This window comes from Pelomonas nitida, assembly GCF_043555975.1.
Taxonomy (GTDB): Bacteria; Pseudomonadota; Gammaproteobacteria; order Burkholderiales; family Burkholderiaceae_C; genus Pelomonas; species Pelomonas nitida.
In genome coordinates, this window is sequence record NZ_JBIGIA010000005.1 from 246,864 (window position 1) to 263,536 (window position 16,673).

The following is a 16,673-nucleotide window of genomic DNA, read 5'->3' on the forward strand; positions in this document are numbered from 1 at the left end:
TCAGCGGATCGGCGCCATTTCCTTCATCGCCTTGACGGCGCCGGCCCCGACGGCCGCGCCAAAGCGCTTGGCCAGCCGCTCGGCGACGTTGTCACGCGGCGTGTAGTCGATGACGTCCTCGGCCTTCACGACCTCACGCGCCACGTAGTCGAGGTTGCCGTAGTGGTCCGCCAGGCCCATGTGCACGGCCTGCTCGCCATTCCAGAACAGCCCGGAGAACGTCTCCGGCGTCTCCTGCAGGCGCTTGCCGCGGCCCTCGCGCACGACGGCGATGAATTGCTCGTGGATCTGGTCGAGCATGGCCTGCGCATAGGCGCGCTGCTTGGGATGCAGCGGGCTGAACGGGTCCAGCATGCCCTTGTTCTCGCCGGCCGTCAGCAGCCGCCGCTCGATGCCGACCTTGTCCATCAGCCCGGTGAAGCCGAAGCCGTCCATCAGCACGCCGATGGAGCCGACGATGGAAGCCTTGTCGACGTAGATCTCGTCCGCCGCAGCGGCGATGTAGTAGGCCCCGGACGCACACATCTCCTCGACGACGGCATAGACGGGCTTGTCGTAGAGCTTCTTCAGCCGCTTGATCTCGTCATAGACGATGCCGGCCTGTACCGGGCTGCCGCCGGGCGAGTTGATGCGCAGCACGACGGCCTGGGCACCGTCGTCCTTGAACGCATCCTTCAACGCCGCCAGCAGCAGCTCCGCGCTCGCCTCGGTGTCCGCCGCGATCTCGCCGCGCACCTCGACCAGCGCTGTGTGCGGCGTCGACGTCTGCGTCACATGCCGGCCTTGCTGCCACATCGCGTACAGCAGCAGCGCTGCCAGCAGCAGCCAGAAGAGCCGAAACACCGTGCGCCAACGCCGCTCCAGCCGCCGCTCACGCAGGAAGTCTCGCGCGAGCTGGGCCAGCAGCGTCTCGTGCTGATGAGACAGCGACGCGGCGGGTTGCTGCGGCTGCGGCGCGTCCACCGGGTCAGGCATGGGAGGAGGCAGGGATTCGTCGGGGGCGCTGTTCATATCAATCCTGGAAAGCAGGCTGGGTGTCGCGGGTCGGGTGCCAGTACACCTGCCCGTCGCGTTCAGTGAGTTCGATCTTGGTCAGCCGCCCCCGCGGGCAGGGGCCCATGACGCAGTGGCCGGTCAGCGGGTGATAGACGGCGCCGTGGATGCTGCAGATGATGAAGCGCTTGCCGTCGTCGAGGAACTCGCCTTCCTGCCAGTCCATCTCCACGGGCACATGCGCGCAGCGGTTGAGGTAGGCCACGGGCTGCCCGTCGAAGCGCAGCGCGAACGCGCGGGCCGGCTGGCGCCATTGCAGGACGTCGAAGCTGACCGCCTGGCCACGCTCGGCGAGGTCCGCCGACCCGCACAGGGGCTGCGGCGGCGCGATGTCCTGCTCAGGCATGCTCGATCAGCCAGTCGTGCAATTCGCGCGTGGAATGCGCCACGAACAACGGCTCGAACTCGGCAAAGGTCTCGTGGTCGTGCGCGCCGAAGCTGACCGCCACACAAGGCGTACCCGCATTGGCAGCGAGCTGCAGGTCGTGCGTCGTGTCGCCGATCATCAGCGTGCGCTCGGGCTCCACGCCGAACTCGCGCATCAACTCCAGCAGCATCTGCGGGTGCGGCTTGGAGCGGGTCTCGTCGGCCGTGCGGGTGCCGTCGAACATCTTCGTCAGCTCGGCATGCGCCAGCACACGGTCCAGGCCCACGCGGTTCTTGCCGGTGGCCACGGCCAGCCAGTGGTGCCGTGCCTTCAACGCCTGCAGCATGGCCAGGCTGCCATCGAACAGCGACACCTCGTGCTCGGCGGCCAGGTAGTGATGGCGGTAGCGCAGGCCCAGCTCGCTGTAGCGCTCGGGCGCCAGGCCCGGCACTACATGCTCCAGCGCGTCACGCAGCCCGAGGCCGATGACGAATTTGGCTTTCGAGAACTCGGGCTCCGGCAGGCCGATGTCCACAGCGGCGCGCTGGATGCAGCGGGCGATCAGCGCGGTGGAGTCGAACAGCGTGCCGTCCCAGTCGAAGGCGATGAGGTCGAAGCGTTGGGGGCGGGTGGTCATGGGGGGGATTGTCGTTGCGCGGCAGCCGCAGCCGCGACGCCGGTCAACGGCTGTAGAGAACCCGCCCGCCGCGAACCGTGCACTTCACCCGTGCGAAGTTCGTCGCCGCGCGTGCGGGATCGTCTTGCAGGACCACCAGGTCCGCATCCATCCCGGGGAGCACCCGGCCGCGCCGGCGCGATTCCTGCCAGCGCTCGGCGGGCGCGGTCGTCAGCGCGGCGAGGATCTGCATCGGCTGCATGCCCGCCTGGGCCAGCAATCGATATTCATCGGTGGGATCGCTGTCTTCCACATAGTCGACGTCGGTGCCGAACAAGACCTTGCCGCCGGCCGCGACGAAGCGGCCGAACTCGCGCACGCTGTCTCGCAGGATGCGATCGGCCTGTTCGGGCGGCACCTTGTCCTTCGCGAGCTCGTAGTCGAGCAGCTTGAGCGTCGGCACCATCCAGACGCCGGCGGCGCGCAGTGACTCCATCAGCCCGTCAGGCCAGGGGCCGGGCACGCCCAACGGAGGATGGGCCAGGATGTCCACGCCGGCCGCCAAAGCGGCACGCAGCCCATCCAGGTCGGTCGGATGCGCAAAGACCAGCCGCCCACGGCGATGGGTCTCATCTGCCGCCGCCCTGGCGATGTCTGCCGGCATGCGTTTGGGCGGCTGATTGCGCTGCGGCGTGACAAGAAACAGCTTGGTCGCTTCGGCACCCGCGTCGAGGTTCGACCGCACCGTCTCGAGCGCAGCCGGCACCGAGGCCGGCTGAGGCAGCCTGGCGAGCAAGTCAGGCGTGAAGTGCTCCAGATAGAAGGGCAGCCCCTGCGGCGGAAACAGCGGCATGCCCGCCGTGAGCAGGCGCGGCCCTTGCAGGTCGCCACGTTCGACCCGCGCACGCAGGGCCAGCGTGTTGTCGCGGTCGGAGGCGATGTCGAAGGCCGTCGTGAATCCGTAACGCGTCAACAGCGAGGTCAGCCCGGCCTCCAGCCGGCCGGCCGGCGCCTCCCTGGCACCCGCGAACGCGCCGCCATTGAGGTGGACGTGGCTGTTCTGGAAACCAGCCACCACAACGCCGCCATCGCAGGCCGGATTCAGCGACGGCACGCCTGCCGGATACGCAGCACTCGTGCCGACAGCCACGATGCGGCCGCCCCCGATCAACACCACACCATCGTCGACCGGCGCCGCATCGGGCGACACATAGACCCGCATGCCGCGCAACGCCGCCAGGCCGGCCTCGGCCGCATGCGCCACCGACGCGCAGACCAGCAGGCTCAGCATCAATGCAGGAACCCGGCAAGACATGGCCCTCAGCATAGCGCGACGCACTCAGGCCTGACGGTCCAACACCAGGGCGCACTCTGCCGGCAACGGCGCCTCGCACGTCACCGTCTCCCCCGTCGCCGGATGCTGGAACGACAGCCGCCGCGCATGCAGGAACATGCGGTCGAACTTCGCCGCGCCGCGCGCCAGTTCGCGGTTTTTCTCGAAGTCGCCGTACTTCGGGTCGCCGACGATGGGGTGCCCGGCCTGCTGCAGGTGCACGCGAATCTGGTGCGTGCGGCCCGTCTTGATGGTCACGTCCAGCAGGCTGAAGTCCCTCGCCCGTTGAACCACCTTCACCAGGCTGATCGACCGCTTGGCGTCCTCCTCGCCCTCCTTGCCCGGCCGCACCCAGCGCTCGCCGTCGCTGCCGACGAACTTCACCAGCGGCACGTCGATGACCTTGAGCTTGGCCGGCCAGTCGCCCCAGACCAGGGCTGCGTAGGTCTTGCCCGTCTCGCGGTCGCGCAGCTGGTCCTGCAGGTTGACGAGCGCGCTGCGCTTCTTGGCGATCATCAGGAGGCCCGATGTCTCCTTGTCGAGCCGGTGGACGAGCTCCAGGAACTTGGCCGTCGGCCGCGCGCGGCGCAGCGCCTCGATGACGCCATAGCTGACGCCCGAGCCGCCATGCACCGCGACGCCAGCGGGCTTGTCGATAACGAGCAGGTGGTCGTCCTCGAACACGACGGGAAATTCACGGGCCGGCGCGGCCGGCGCGGCGGCCTTCTCCGGCACCCGCACCGGCGGGATGCGCACCTCGTCGCCGAGCTCCAGGCGCGTGTCGGCCTGCGCCCGGCCCTTGTTGACCCGCACTTCGCCGGCGCGGATGACCCGGTAGACATGGGTCTTGGGCACGCCTTTGAGCTCGCGAAGCAGGAAGTTGTCCAGCCGCTGGCCGGCCGATCCCTCGTCCACGACGACGCGCCGGACTGCGGGTTTGTCCGGACCCATGACCGCAGTCACGCCCGTGGCGGGGGCCTCAGGGCCTGCCCCTATAATCCTTTTCACCACGTTGCTGTCGTAAGTGTTTGATTTTTTTGATTTTAGCGGCGGCGATGTGGGGCCGACGGCGCAAATGCCCGGCGGCCGACAGGCGATGCAACGCGAAAGATGGCCGGCAGGTTCCCTCCCCGAGTGAGAGAACGGCCCGCCGCCCGACGCGGCAGAGCGATGACAAGAACCCGCGAGACCCGCTGCCTTTGATCGTGTCAAGGCACCAGGCCCCCGCAGACAAACAAGGTTTCCATGGCGATAGCGCGCTTCGGCCCAGGTCGAGCAAGCTGTCACCAGCGTCCAGCAGTTCACGTGCGATGAGCATGCCCCTCCCCCCCAACGCACCCCTGCGGCCCCGGCTCGATGCCGGAGTGGCCGCCCTGCCCCGGCCCTCGGCCGGGCGGGTGCGCGCGGGAGCCGGCAGCTCGGCTCGCACCGCCACTGCGGCGGCGCACGCGCCAACGCCGGCGGCACGCTGACCTACCCGGTCGGCCACGCCATCGGTCCAGGGCGATTCCTTCCTCGGTTCTCCGTCATCGCCCGTGCATCTGGAAGCCGCCAAGTGTTGAGCTTGGTGGCGTGATGGACGTGCGCGTCCGCGGCGACTTCGGGTCGCCCGGCGCGTGAGGAGATGACATGAAACGCATGCTGATCAACGCGACGCAGCCGGAAGAGCGGCGCCTCGCCATCGTTGATGGCCAGAAGCTGCTGGACTTCGAAACCGAAATCGAAGGCCGCGAGCAGCGCAAGGGCAACATCTACAAGGCCGTCGTGACACGGGTCGAGCCCTCGCTCGAAGCCTGCTTCGTCGACTACGGCGAGGACCGCCACGGCTTCCTGCCGTTCAAGGAAATCTCGCGCCAGTTCTTCCGCGAAGGCTGCGACGTCAAGAACGCGACCATCAAGGACGCGATCAAGGAAGGCCAGGAACTGCTGGTCCAGGTCGAGAAGGAAGAGCGCGGCAACAAGGGCGCGGCGCTGACGACGTTCGTGAGCCTCGCCGGCCGCTACCTCGTGCTGATGCCCAACAACCCGCGCGGCGGTGGCGTGAGCCGCCGCATCGAGGGCGAGGACCGCGAAGAGCTGAAGGAAAACCTCGACCAGCTCGAGTACCCCAAGGGCATGAGCCTGATCGCCCGCACCGCCGGCATCGGCCGTTCTGCTGCAGAACTGCAGTGGGACCTGAACTACATGCTCAAGCTGTGGACCGCCATCGATGAGGCGGCCAAGGGCGGCAAGGGCGCCTACCTGATCTATCAGGAATCCAGCCTGGTGATCCGCGCGATCCGCGACTACTTCACCGCCGACATCGGCGAGATCCTGATCGACACGGACGACCTGTTCGAGCAGGCCCACCAGTTCATGAACCACGTGATGCCCGACCAGGGCCATCGCGTGAAGCGCTACCGTGACGACGCGCCGCTGTTCAGCCGCTTCCAGATCGAGCACCAGATCGAGACGGCCCACAGCCGCACGGTGAACCTGCCGTCCGGCGGCGCCATCGTCATCGACCACACCGAAGCGCTGGTGTCGGTGGACGTCAACTCGGCGCGCGCCACCCGTGGCGGCGACATCGAGGAAACGGCCACCCGCACCAACCTCGAAGCGGCCGACGAGATCGCCCGCCAGATGCGCCTGCGCGACCTCGGCGGCCTGATCGTCGTGGACTTCATCGACATGGAGGAGTCCAAGAACCGCCGCGACGTGGAACAGCGCCTGCGCGATGCACTGCGCAGCGACCGCGCCCGCGTGCAGTTCGCCTCCATCAGCAAGTTCGGCCTGCTGGAAATGAGCCGCCAGCGCCTGCGCCCGGCGCTCAGCGAAGGCAATCACATCACCTGCCCGCGCTGCAACGGCACCGGCCACATCCGCGACACCGAGAGCTCGGCGCTGCAGATCCTGCGCATGGTCCAGGAAGAGGCCATGAAGGACAACACCGCCGCCGTGCACGTGCAGGTGCCGGTGGAAGTGACCTCCTTCCTGCTCAACGAGAAGCGCACCGAGATCACCAAGATCGAACTCAAGCAGCGCGTGACCGTGCTGCTGGTGCCCAACAAGCACCTCGAGACGCCCAACTACAAGCTGGAGCGCCTGCGCCACGACGACCCGCGCCTGGAGAACCTGCAGGCCAGCTACACGATGATCGACGAGCCGACCGACGAGGTGGGCATCACGCGCCGCGGCGACATCGAAAAGAAGAACAAGCAGGAGCCGGTCATCAAGGGCATCCTGCCCGAGCAGCCGGCCCCCATCAAGGCAGCGCCCGCGCCGGTCGTCGCCCCGCCGCCGCCTGCACCGGCACCGGCCCCTGAAGTGGCCGCGCCCGCGCCCAAGGGCTTCTTCAGCCGCCTGTTCAGCTTCCTGAGCGGTGGCGCCCCCGCGCCGGCCCCGGTGGCGGCCGTCGAGGCCCCCGCCCCGGCCGCTGCGGCGACCGACAAGCCCAAGCGCGAAGGCGGCCGTGACGGCCGCGGCCGCGATGGCCGCCGTGGTGAGCGCAACGAACGCGGTGAGCGCGGCGAACAACGCAACTCGCAAGGCGGCCGCCGCGACGGCAAGCCGCAGGAAGCCCGCGGCGAGCGTGCCGAACGCAGCGAACGCCCGGAACGCGGTGACCGCAAGCCCCGCAACGAGACCGGCGACAAACCCGAACAGCAGCAACGCCCCGAGCGGGCCGAACGCGCCGAGCGCGGCGAGCGTCCGGAACGTGGTGAGCGCGGCGGCGACCGTGGTGAGCGCCGCCCACGTGGCGAGCGCCAGGACAAGGCGCCCGTCGAGACCGCCCTGCCGCTGACGGCCGAACAGGCTGCGGTTCATGACGCACCGCCCGCTTTCGTCGACAGCCAGGCCGAGGCCGGCCTGCCCCCGACCGGTGACACACCGGCCGGCGAGGAGCGCCAAGGCCGTGGCCGCCGCCGCCGCCGTGGTGGCCGCGACCGCGCCGAAGACGGCGTGACGACGGGCGAGTCGACCGCGACGGAAGACAGCGCCGAAGCGCCTGCCCTCACGGCAGACGCCCCCGACGCCGCGCCTGCCGAAGCCGCCCCGGTTGCCGAGGGTGACGACGCCGGCGAAGGCCAGGCTCGCGAGAGCCGCCGCCGCGGTGGCCGCAACCGCAACCGCAACCGCCGCGAGGAAGGCGCCGTCGAGGGCCAGGAGGCCACCGCAGCCGACGAGGCCGCGGTCACCGCGCCTCAGCAAGGCTCGCTGATCGAGGACGCGATGAGCAGCGCGGCGCCGGCGCCAGCCCCTGTCGTGGACGTGGTGGCCCCGCCGCCGCCAGCGCCTGCACAGGCGCCGGCACCTGCGCCGGTCGCCCAGGCTTTCGAGCTGCCGCTGGGTGAACTGCACGCCATCGCCGAAGGCGCGGGCCTGCAGTGGGTCAACTCCGACGCCGACAAGATCGCCGCCGCACAGGCCGCCATCGCCGCCGAGCCTGCCCCCGCGCCGCTGGGGCGCGAGCCGGCACCGGTCGTTGTCGTCGACGAAGGCCCGCTGGTGCTCGTCGAAACGCGCAAGGACCTGAGCCAGGTCAAGCTGCCGTTCGAAGCCTGATCTTCCCGGCCTGATCCCACCCCAAGCAACGCCGCTCGGCCACAAGCCGGGCGGCGTTCTCACATCCCGAGCCCAACCCCGAGGCCCTCATGACGACGCCCCCCGCCACCGCTGCAGCCGCGGCCAAGATGCCGCCGCAGATTCCCTACATCATCGGCAACGAAGGATGCGAGCGCTTCAGCTTCTACGGCATGCGCAACATCCTGACGGTGTTCCTGATGACCAGCCTGCTGCTGGCCATTCCGGAGCCGCTGCGCAAGGCCGAGGCCAAGGAGGTGTTCCACACCTTCGTCATCGGCGTGTACTTCTTCCCGCTGCTGGGTGGCTGGCTGTCCGATCGCTTCTTCGGCAAGTACAACACCATCTTCTGGCTGAGCCTCGTCTACTGCGTGGGCCATGCCTGCCTGGCCATCTTCGAGCACAGCATCCGCGGCTTCTATGTCGGCCTGTTCCTGATCTCGCTGGGCTCGGGTGGCATCAAGCCGCTGGTCAGCGCGTTCGTGGGCGACCAGTTCGACAAGAGCAACAGGTCGATGGCGCAGAAGGTCTATGACGCCTTCTACTGGATCATCAACTTCGGCTCCTTCTTCGCTTCGCTGCTGATGCCGGTCGTGCTCAAGCACTGGGGCGCCAGCGTCGCCTTCGGCCTGCCGGGCGTGCTGATGGCGCTGGCCACGCTGATCTTCTGGAGCGGCCGCAAGAAGTACGTTCACCAGCCGGCGCGGGGCGCCAACCCGCACAACTTCCTGAAGGTGGTGTGGACGGCACTGAAGGCCGGCAACCTGGGCCTGGGTGTCGCAGCCGTGGGCATGCTGGCCGCGGCCTACAGCCTGAGCCGCATGGGCGACCTGGGCTTCGTTGCCGCCGTCTGCCTGGCGATGGTGCTGGTCATGGGGTTCGGCGGCGTCGGCGCGTGGCTGCAACTGGAGCGTGCGCGGGGCGCCCACCCCGACGATGCCGTCGATGGCGCCCGCGCCGTGCTGCGCGTGCTGGTGCTGTTCGCACTCGTCACGCCGTTCTGGTCGCTGTTCGATCAAAAGGCCTCGACCTGGGTGCTGCAGGCCGACCAGATGGCCAAGCCCGACTGGTTCCAGTCGTCCATGATGCAGGCGCTGAACCCGGCGCTGGTGCTCATCCTCATCCCGTTCAACAACCTGGTGCTCTACCCGCTGATCACGAAGGCCGGTGTGCGCGTCACCGCGCTGCGTCGCATGGGCGCCGGCATTGCCATGTCGGGCCTCGCCTGGATCGTCGCCGGTACGCTGCAGCTGTGGCTGGACGGTGGCGAGACGGTCAGCATCGTCTGGCAGATGCTGCCCTACGCGCTGTTGACGCTGGGCGAGGTGCTGGTGTCCGCCACGGGCCTGGAGTTCGCGTACAGCCAGGCGCCGCAGTCGATGAAGGGCACCATCATGAGCCTGTGGCACTTGTCGGTGACCGTGGGCAACCTGTGGGTGCTGCTGTCCAACGTCAGCGTCAAGAGCCCGGGCGCGATGGCGGTCATCCACAGCACCGGCTACAGCGAGACGGCGTGCCTGATGTTTTTCTTCGCCGGCTTCGCGCTGGTGGCGGCGCTGCTGTTCGCGCTGGTCGCCAGGCGCTACCCGATGCAGGACAACTACCGCGCCTGACCGCCCCGCCCGGCCCGCAGCAGTGACCTCAGCGGCGCCGGCTCACGCGCGCCGGGCACCCATCGCCCAGCTCGGCGCCAGCGCCGCAGCACGACACCGACCACAAATTCCCTAACTTATCGACTGCGAGCGATGCGGAAATAGTTACACCGCGTCGCTCGGCTCCTCCCGGCAGAAACGCCGATGATGCTGCGGAGACAACAACTGTCTGCGCAACTGAAGAGCTAGCGCAGCGACGCCAGGGAATCATGCTCGCCACCGTCAAGAAGATCGCTGCACTGGCCGCCTACCTCCTGGCGGCCTCGGGCATCGCAACGCCCGCCGCTGCACACGGCAGTCCGCAGAAGGCCATCACACGCTCCGAAGATGCGCTGCTGGCGGAGGTGGAGTCGACCTGGCAGGGCTTCCTCGACAAGGCGGCGAACAACGACCGTGCTGCCCTCAACTACCTGGCGCCTCAGCTCCGATCGGAATACGGCGCGCCTTCTGCGTTCGCTGCATTGTCAAAAGTGAAGTCCATGCAGAAGGACTTCGATGTGCTCGAAGTCGATGCAACGCGCGCGCAACTGGCCACCGTGTTGGCCCGCAATGGCAAGGACTCTCTTCACTACGTGAGGCTCGAGAGGTCGCGTGGCCGCTGGTGGATCGCCGGCCTCTGATCTCGCAGGTCGCCAGGGCATGATCTTCTCGACGGAGCACCGCGATGGCGGCGCCGTCAGGGCACCGGCGAGCGCACCGCCCGCTGCCCACATCGCCGCGCAGTGGAAACTGCCCGCGCGGTCTTCCACTCGACGCCACGACTGTGCCCCGATATGCCGCCGGCTCAGGCCGACCCAGCGGCTGTTCTTTCCGGCCCCACGATGAACGACGCCCGACCGCCCCGCCCCTACCTCGACCCCACGCAGGTCGACCACCACGCACCCGCGCCCCCGTCCGCGCCCGCCGAGCCTGCGCGCTGGGAGCAGGCCTCACACCAGCCGCGTCGCACGCCGCAGCGGCCAAGGCAGCCGGCGAGGGTCAGAAAGACGGGCTATTTCAAGGCGCACTGGCGCGGCGAGCACAGCCTGGTGCGCAGCTACTGGGTCAACAGCTTTGTCGTCGCGGCGCCGCTGGCCTTCGCACTGACCGGGCTGATGGGCTGGATCAGCGCCAAGGGAGACTCGCTGCAGGTGCTCTCCATCGTCATCCTGATCGGCTGCCCCTTGCTGCTGATGCTGGATGTCTGGTGCATCGTCGGCGCGTGGCGCTCCGCCGCCCACTACCTGCGCGAAGGCGGCTCCGCCCTGTGGGGCTGGCTCGCGCGCGTCACGTTGGCGCTCAGCACGCTGCAGCTCGCGGTGTCGGTGCTGTTCGGCTTGCTGCCCCAGGTGGGCGGGTACTGGAAGATGGCCCGGGGCATCGACCCGATCGGCCAGGCGACCTTCACCTTCTCCGCTGACGGCCGCAGCCTGCGGCTGGACGGCGTCATCGGCATGGGCGATGGTCAGCGCCTGAAGACCTTGCTGGCCAGCGAGGCGGCACGGGGCCTCAAGCGCGTGGACCTGGCCTCGCCGGGTGGCCGGGTGCGCGAAGCCGAGCGCATGGCCGCCGCCATGAAGGAGCACCGGCACGAGGCGCGCGCCGTGGGCACCTGTGCCAGCGCCTGCACGCTGGTCTTCCTGGCCGGCAGCCCGCGCCAGCTCGCGCCACAAGCCCAGCTGGGCTTTCACCGCGCGTCCACCGGCACCTACAACCCCGTCTTCGAGGAGCTGGCCAATCAGCATCTGGCCAGCATCTACCGCGAGCTGGGCCTGCCCCAACCCATGATCGACAAGACCTTGCGCACGGCGTCGAGCAGCATCTGGTTTGCCCCGCGTGAAGAGCTGCAGTCGTATGCGCTCATCGCCGCCGCCCCGCGCACGATGGCGATCAACCTGCCCGCCGCCGACGCGCCGCTGGCGGACTTCGACGACGCGCTGCGCATGCATCCCGTGTGGGAGGCGCTAGAGCAGCGACAGAGCGGCACCATCGCCACCGTGGCCCAGGGCATGCTCACCGCGCGCCAGGCCGGCGCCAGCGACGACGACGTGCAGGCCACGGCGCTGCTGCCGCTGGCCGCCCAGATGCCGACGATCATCAACGCCGCCGAGCCCGCGCTGCGGCGACGCTATGTTCAATTGGTCGGCGACCAGCTGAAGTCGCTGCGAACGCCCCCCGCACCCGGCACGCGCCCGGCCTGCCGGGACCTGCTCGATGGCCGCCTGGCCGCGCGCCAGCAGCTCCCGGAGGACTTGCTGGCCCGCGAAACGCAGTGGCTGCTGGAGGCTGCAGGCAGCGCACCGGCGCGCGGCGTGGCGGGCAAACCGCCCTCGGCGCTGGAAATGGAAGTGCTGGAACGCACCGTGGGCACGAGCGCCCAAGGCATGCTCGCGCAGCTGTGGAGCGCTACCGCCGAGACGGCAGAGACGTCCGCCGTGGGCGCCCCCTGCGAGCCCGTCATCGCCATGCTGGACCGTCTGCCCAGCCAAGCCCCGGCCCGCCGTGAGCTCGTCGAGAAACTGATGTTCGCCACCCGTTGACGGTCGGGCACCGAAAGCTTAGGCGCCGCGCTCGACGACCACGAAGCTGACCGCGTAGTCGCTCTCATCGCTGAGCGTCACCAGCCCGCTCAGGGCCCGCTCGGCGAACCAGTCCGCCAGCGGGCCGGAGAGCTGCAGCACCGGCTTGCCACTGGCCTCGTTGAGGATCTGGCAATCCGGCAGCCGCATCGGCAGGTGCAGGCCCAGCCCGACGGCCTTGCTGAACGCCTCTTTGGCCGAAAAGCGCGTCGCGAGGTAGCGCACGCCACGGGTCTCGGAGCGCGCCCGACGGGCGCGGAAGACGCGCAGTTCGTCGGGCCCCAACACCTTCTCGGCGAAGCGCTCACCGCGACGCGCCAGCGTGGCCTCGATCCGGCGGATGTCACAGATGTCGGTACCGATGCCGTAGATCATGGAAAGGCAAAGACCAGGTTGTCGATGGCTTCGCCATCCAGGATGAATTGCGTGCGGCCGATGACCGTCGCTCCTTCGCGTTGATAAAAGCGCTGGGCGCCAGCATTGCCCACCCAGACCGACAGCCAGATCGGCCGGCCCGCCCACGTGTTGCGCGCCGCCGCCAGCAGTTCCCGCCCCAGGCCCCGGCCCGTGCAGGGCGGCGCGACGTACAGGCGCTCAAGTTCGATGTCGGGCTGCGCGCCCGGCACCGGCGCGAGCACGCCGCAGCGCAATTGCGCGAACCCCGACAACACGCCGGCGCCGTTCTCCAGCACCCACAGCGCACACGCCGGATCGGTCACCCGTTGCTCGAAGACGGCTGGCGTGAACGAGGCCGCCAAATACGGCAACGCCCTGCGGTCGACGCCCTCGGGCGCATAACTGTCCAGCCACACCCACTGCGCCAGCGACGCGAGCAGGTCCGCATCGGCCGCCCGGGCGCGCCGCAACGTCATGCGTAAGCAGTGGCGATGGCACGTTGGTAGGCCTTCACCGTCTCGGCGTAGCCCAGCTCCAGCGCGTCGGCGATCAGCGCGTGGCCGATGGACACCTCCAGCACGCCCGGCACGGCGCGCAGGAAAGCCGTCAGGTTGTCGCGGTTCAGGTCGTGCCCGGCGTTGATGCCCAGCCCCACCTGCAGCGCCGCTTCGGCTGTGGCCGTGAAGGCGGCCAGCACACCAGCCTCGCGGTCCGTACCGCAGGCGCTGGCGAACGTTTCGGTGTAGAGCTCAATGCGGTCCGCGCCCAGCTCGGCGACAGCAGCCATCGCGGCGGGGTTGGGGTCCATGAACAGGCTGACGCGCACGCCCAGGTCCTGCGCTTCCTGGATCAGCGGCTTCAGGCGAGCGGCATCCTGCGGCAGCGTCCAGCCGTGGTCGGAGGTGAACTGGTCCTCGGCGTCGGGCACGAAGGTGACCTGGTGCGGGCGATACCGGCGCACGAAGTCCATCAGGTTCTGCGTCGGGTTGCCCTCGATGTTGAACTCGGCCTGCGGCCAGCCTTTCAAAAAGGCAGCCAGGTCGTCGACATCGCCTGGCCGGATGTGGCGGGCATCGGGCCGCGGGTGCACCGTGATGCCCTGGGCACCGGCCAGCAGGCAATGCTCGGCGGCGCGCAGCACGCTCGGGATGCCGAGGTGACGGGTGTTGCGCAGCAGCGCGACCTTGTTGACGTTGACCGACAGCGCGCAGCGGGCGCCGGCATGGGCGAAGGGGTTCATGGGTCAGGAGTCGAGCAGTTGTTGCACGTCGACCATCAGTGCGCGTGTGCGCAGCGGCTGGTGCCCGAGATGGTAATGAAGCAGGCCGCGCAGCGTGGTTTTCAGCGCCGGCGACGCGGTGGCACAGGCCTGGCGCAACGCACCCATGCTCCCATGCAGCAGCGCGGCCTGCAGCTGGACCAGCAGCGCACCGGGCAGACTGGCATCGGTGGTGGGCGGAATGACACCGGACTCGGGCGACAGCTGGTAGCGGCGTTCGGGGTCGACATGGGCCTGCGTGGGCGTGACGACGCTGAGGTCGGGCAGCAGACCCAGCTCGGCGAGCAGCTTCAGCTCGAAGGCACGCAACACCTCGTCGCCCTCGCTCAGGTGTGCCAGCGTGTCGGCATAGGCGTCGAACAGCGCCGGGTGCGGGTCGTGCCGGGCCAGCAGCTTCAGCAGCAGCTCGTTGAGGTAATAACCCGAGAACAGGGCGGCACCGGCCGGCAGCGTGGCGCCACCGCCCCACTCGGCCGTGCGCAGCGTCTGCACCTCGCCGCCCTCGGCGGATGCCGATTTCCCCGGCTTGCTCAGCGACACGGAGATGCGCTGCAGCGGCAGCAGCACGGCGCGCAGCTGCGAATAGGGTCGCTTGGCGCCCTTGGCGGCCACGGCCACCCGGCCGGCCTCGCGCGTGAACAGGTCGAGGATGAGGCTGGTCTCGCTCCAGTCATGCTGGTGCAGCACGTAGGCAGGCTGGACAGCCGGCGGGCGCGTCAGCCGCATCGGATCACCACCCGGCGCCGGGCAGCCCCGAGCCGGGTGGGCCCCCTCGGGGGCGCGCAGGCCTACCCGCCGAACTGGGGGCCTTATTCATAGCCGTAGCTGCGCAGATGCTCTTCGCTGTCGGCCCAGCCCGAACGCACCTTGACCCACAGCTCCAGGAACACGCGGCCATCCATGAGGTGCTCCAGCTCCTGGCGCGACTCCGAACCGATGCGCTTCAGCCGCTCGCCACCATGGCCGATGATCATGCCCTTGTGCGCGTCGCGCTCGACGACGATGCTGGCGCTGATGCGGCGCAGCTCGCCCTCGTCCTCCCACTTGTCGATGATGACGGTGGACGTGTAGGGAAGCTCATCGCCCGTCAGCCGGAACAGCTTCTCGCGGATGATCTCGCTGGCGAGGAACTTCTCGCTGCGGTCGGTCAGCGCATCCTCGTCGTAGAACCAGCCCTGCTCGGGCAGGTAGGGCTTGAGGATCTTGAACAGCCGCGTGACGTCCGCCTCTTTCTTGGCCGACAGCGGCACGAACTCGGCGAAGTTGCGGCGCTCCTGCATGCCCTTCAGCCACGGCGCCAGCTCGGCGCGGCGGTGCACGGCGTCGAGCTTGTTGGCGATCAGCACGACGGGCTTGTCCTCGGGCAGCAGGCCCAGCACCTTGGCGTCGTCCAGGCCGAAACGGCCGGCCTCGACGACGAACAGCACCAGGTCCACGTCGGCCAGCACGCCGTGCACGGTGCGGTTCAGCGTGCGGTTCAACGCCGCGTTGTGCTTGGTCTGGAAGCCAGGCGTGTCGACGAACACGAACTGCGCCTCATCCACGGTGCGCACGCCGGTGATGCGGTGGCGCGTCGTCTGGGCCTTGTCGGACGTGATGCTGACCTTCTGGCCCACAAGCGCGTTCAGCAGCGTGGACTTGCCGACATTGGGCCGGCCGACGATGGCAATGAGGCCGCAGCGCTGGGCGGGGCCATCGGCGGGAGAGGCGGCGGAGGAAACGGCGTCGGTGGTCATGGCTTGCCTCGTTCGGCGGTGAGTCGGTGCTGAAGACGGTCGAGCAGGCGGCGTGCGGCCTCCTGCTCGGCGGCGCGGCGCGAACGGCCTTCGCCGAGTTCGGCCGCCTCCAGGGCGGGCACCGCACATTCGACCTCGAAGGTCTGCGCATGCGCCTGGCCGCGTGTGGCGACGATGCGGTAGCTGGGCACGGCGATGCGCCGGGCCTGCAGCCATTCCTGCAGCGCCGTCTTGGCATCCTTGCCGAAGTCGCCGCTGCTGGCGGCCGTGGCGATGGTCTCGGCGAGCAGGCGGCGCACGATGGCCAAGGCCGCGTCGTAGCCGGCGTCGATGTAGGCCGCGCCCAGCAAGGCCTCGACCGCATCGGCCAGGATGGAGGGGCGATGCGCGCCACCGCCACGGGCCTCGCCGTCGGACATCTTCAGCACCGCCGGCAGGCCCAGCGTGAGCCCGAGGCGGTGCAGGCTGTCTTCACGCACCAGGTGGGCGCGCACGCGCGTCAGGTCGCCCTCGTCGGAGCCGGCATAGCGCTCGTACAGCAGGCTGGAGACCGCCAGGCTCAGCACGGCGTCGCCCAGGAACTCCAGGCGCTCGTTGTGGTCCGATCCGTAGCTGCGGTGGGTCAGCGCCCGGGCCAGCAGCTCGGGGCGTTGGAAGCGATGGCCGAGACGATGTTGCAGGGCATCAAGAGCAGCGGCATTCATCGTCCGGGCGCCATGGGCAGCGCAATCAACGTGACTTGCCCCGGTACTTGATCAGCAGGTAGACCGGGCCGAAAAGGTCGATTTCCTTGTCCCACGAGAACTCGATGACGACCTTGTCGTTGCTGTCTTTGGTAACGATCAGGTCGGAGCTCTTGATGCTCGCGATGGAGTATTCGGTAATCGTGGCGTGATCGAACTGCTCGCGCACCTGCGGAACGGTCGCGGGGTTGCTGGACGCGATGCGGTCCACCACGCGCTGCACCGTGTAGAACTCCAGCACGGTCGGGAAGACCTTCATGCCCACCACGGCCACGCAGGCAACGACGGCGCCCCAAAACAGGAGGCCGATCAGCGACAGGCCGCGCTGGCGGCGCGAGGAAGACAACGGCAAACGGCTGCAACGATTCATTCTGGGT

At 69.0% G+C, this 16,673-nt stretch carries 16 protein-coding genes; 4 read left to right on the forward strand and 12 right to left on the reverse strand.

The features are described 5' to 3' along the window. Genes ACG00X_RS08515 through ACG00X_RS08535 form a run of 5 tightly spaced genes read right to left on the reverse strand, consistent with a single transcriptional unit; the run spans position 1 to position 4,320 of the window. Complete coding sequence (locus ACG00X_RS08515) at positions 1-1,011, reverse strand: S49 family peptidase (protein WP_394487662.1); 1,011 nt, start codon at positions 1,009-1,011, stop codon at positions 1-3. Between the two features lies 1 nt (position 1,012). Further along, positions 1,013-1,399 carry a Rieske (2Fe-2S) protein gene (locus ACG00X_RS08520; RefSeq protein WP_394487664.1) on the reverse strand — a complete coding sequence of 129 codons (387 nt, stop codon included), beginning with the start codon at positions 1,397-1,399 and terminating at the stop codon, positions 1,013-1,015. Further along, positions 1,392-2,057 carry an HAD family hydrolase gene (locus ACG00X_RS08525; RefSeq protein ID WP_394487666.1) on the reverse strand — a complete coding sequence of 222 codons (666 nt, stop codon included), beginning with the start codon at positions 2,055-2,057 and terminating at the stop codon, positions 1,392-1,394. The genes ACG00X_RS08520 and ACG00X_RS08525 overlap by 8 nt, the downstream gene beginning before the upstream one ends. A gap of 43 nt (positions 2,058-2,100) precedes the next feature. Continuing rightward, positions 2,101-3,327: an amidohydrolase family protein gene (locus tag ACG00X_RS08530; protein ID WP_394487668.1), complete on the reverse strand. Its 1,227-nt coding sequence runs from the start codon at positions 3,325-3,327 to the stop codon at positions 2,101-2,103. A 48-nt stretch (positions 3,328-3,375) separates the two neighbouring features. After that, positions 3,376-4,320 (reverse strand): RluA family pseudouridine synthase, encoded by a 945-nt coding sequence (locus ACG00X_RS08535; protein ID WP_394487670.1) that lies wholly within the window; start codon positions 4,318-4,320, stop codon positions 3,376-3,378. A gap of 678 nt (positions 4,321-4,998) precedes the next feature. Between ACG00X_RS08535 and ACG00X_RS08540 the strand changes: the two genes are divergently transcribed. The 4 genes from ACG00X_RS08540 to ACG00X_RS08555 all read left to right on the forward strand — a co-directional run bounded on the left by ACG00X_RS08540 (position 4,999) and on the right by ACG00X_RS08555 (position 12,103). Further along, a complete protein-coding gene (locus ACG00X_RS08540; protein WP_394487671.1) occupies positions 4,999-7,914 on the forward strand; it encodes an Rne/Rng family ribonuclease in 2,916 nt (971 codons plus the stop codon). Positions 7,915-8,003: 89 nt separating this feature from the next. Beyond that, positions 8,004-9,545: a POT-type proton-dependent oligopeptide transporter gene (locus tag ACG00X_RS08545; RefSeq protein ID WP_394487673.1), complete on the forward strand. Its 1,542-nt coding sequence runs from the start codon at positions 8,004-8,006 to the stop codon at positions 9,543-9,545. A 248-nt stretch (positions 9,546-9,793) separates the two neighbouring features. Further along, positions 9,794-10,204 carry a hypothetical protein gene (locus ACG00X_RS08550; protein WP_394487675.1) on the forward strand — a complete coding sequence of 137 codons (411 nt, stop codon included), beginning with the start codon at positions 9,794-9,796 and terminating at the stop codon, positions 10,202-10,204. Between the two features lie 201 nt (positions 10,205-10,405). Next, positions 10,406-12,103: a COG3904 family protein gene (locus tag ACG00X_RS08555; RefSeq protein ID WP_394487677.1), complete on the forward strand. Its 1,698-nt coding sequence runs from the start codon at positions 10,406-10,408 to the stop codon at positions 12,101-12,103. Positions 12,104-12,121: 18 nt separating this feature from the next. Here the strand turns inward: ACG00X_RS08555 and acpS are convergent, their stop codons facing one another. The 7 genes from acpS to ACG00X_RS08590 all read right to left on the reverse strand — a co-directional run bounded on the left by acpS (position 12,122) and on the right by ACG00X_RS08590 (position 16,666). Beyond that, positions 12,122-12,517 (reverse strand): holo-ACP synthase, encoded by a 396-nt coding sequence (gene acpS / locus ACG00X_RS08560; RefSeq protein ID WP_394487679.1) that lies wholly within the window; start codon positions 12,515-12,517, stop codon positions 12,122-12,124. Continuing rightward, complete coding sequence (locus tag ACG00X_RS08565) at positions 12,514-13,008, reverse strand: GNAT family N-acetyltransferase (protein WP_394487681.1); 495 nt, start codon at positions 13,006-13,008, stop codon at positions 12,514-12,516. Before ACG00X_RS08565 ends, acpS begins: the two co-directional genes overlap by 4 nt. Positions 13,009-13,010: 2 nt before the next feature. Continuing rightward, positions 13,011-13,778 (reverse strand): pyridoxine 5'-phosphate synthase, encoded by a 768-nt coding sequence (locus ACG00X_RS08570; RefSeq protein ID WP_394487683.1) that lies wholly within the window; start codon positions 13,776-13,778, stop codon positions 13,011-13,013. A gap of 3 nt (positions 13,779-13,781) precedes the next feature. Beyond that, complete coding sequence (recO, locus tag ACG00X_RS08575) at positions 13,782-14,543, reverse strand: DNA repair protein RecO (RefSeq protein WP_394487685.1); 762 nt, start codon at positions 14,541-14,543, stop codon at positions 13,782-13,784. An 83-nt stretch (positions 14,544-14,626) separates the two neighbouring features. Next, positions 14,627-15,553: a GTPase Era gene (gene era / locus ACG00X_RS08580; RefSeq protein WP_394487687.1), complete on the reverse strand. Its 927-nt coding sequence runs from the start codon at positions 15,551-15,553 to the stop codon at positions 14,627-14,629. Then, entirely contained in the window at positions 15,550-16,257 is a 708-nt protein-coding gene (rnc, locus tag ACG00X_RS08585) for a ribonuclease III (RefSeq protein ID WP_394487688.1), read from the reverse strand. The genes era and rnc overlap by 4 nt, the downstream gene beginning before the upstream one ends. A gap of 25 nt (positions 16,258-16,282) precedes the next feature. Further along, on the reverse strand, positions 16,283-16,666 hold the full coding sequence (locus tag ACG00X_RS08590) for a DUF4845 domain-containing protein (protein WP_394487689.1): 384 nt from the start codon (positions 16,664-16,666) through the stop codon (positions 16,283-16,285). Positions 16,667-16,673 lie beyond the last annotated feature (7 nt).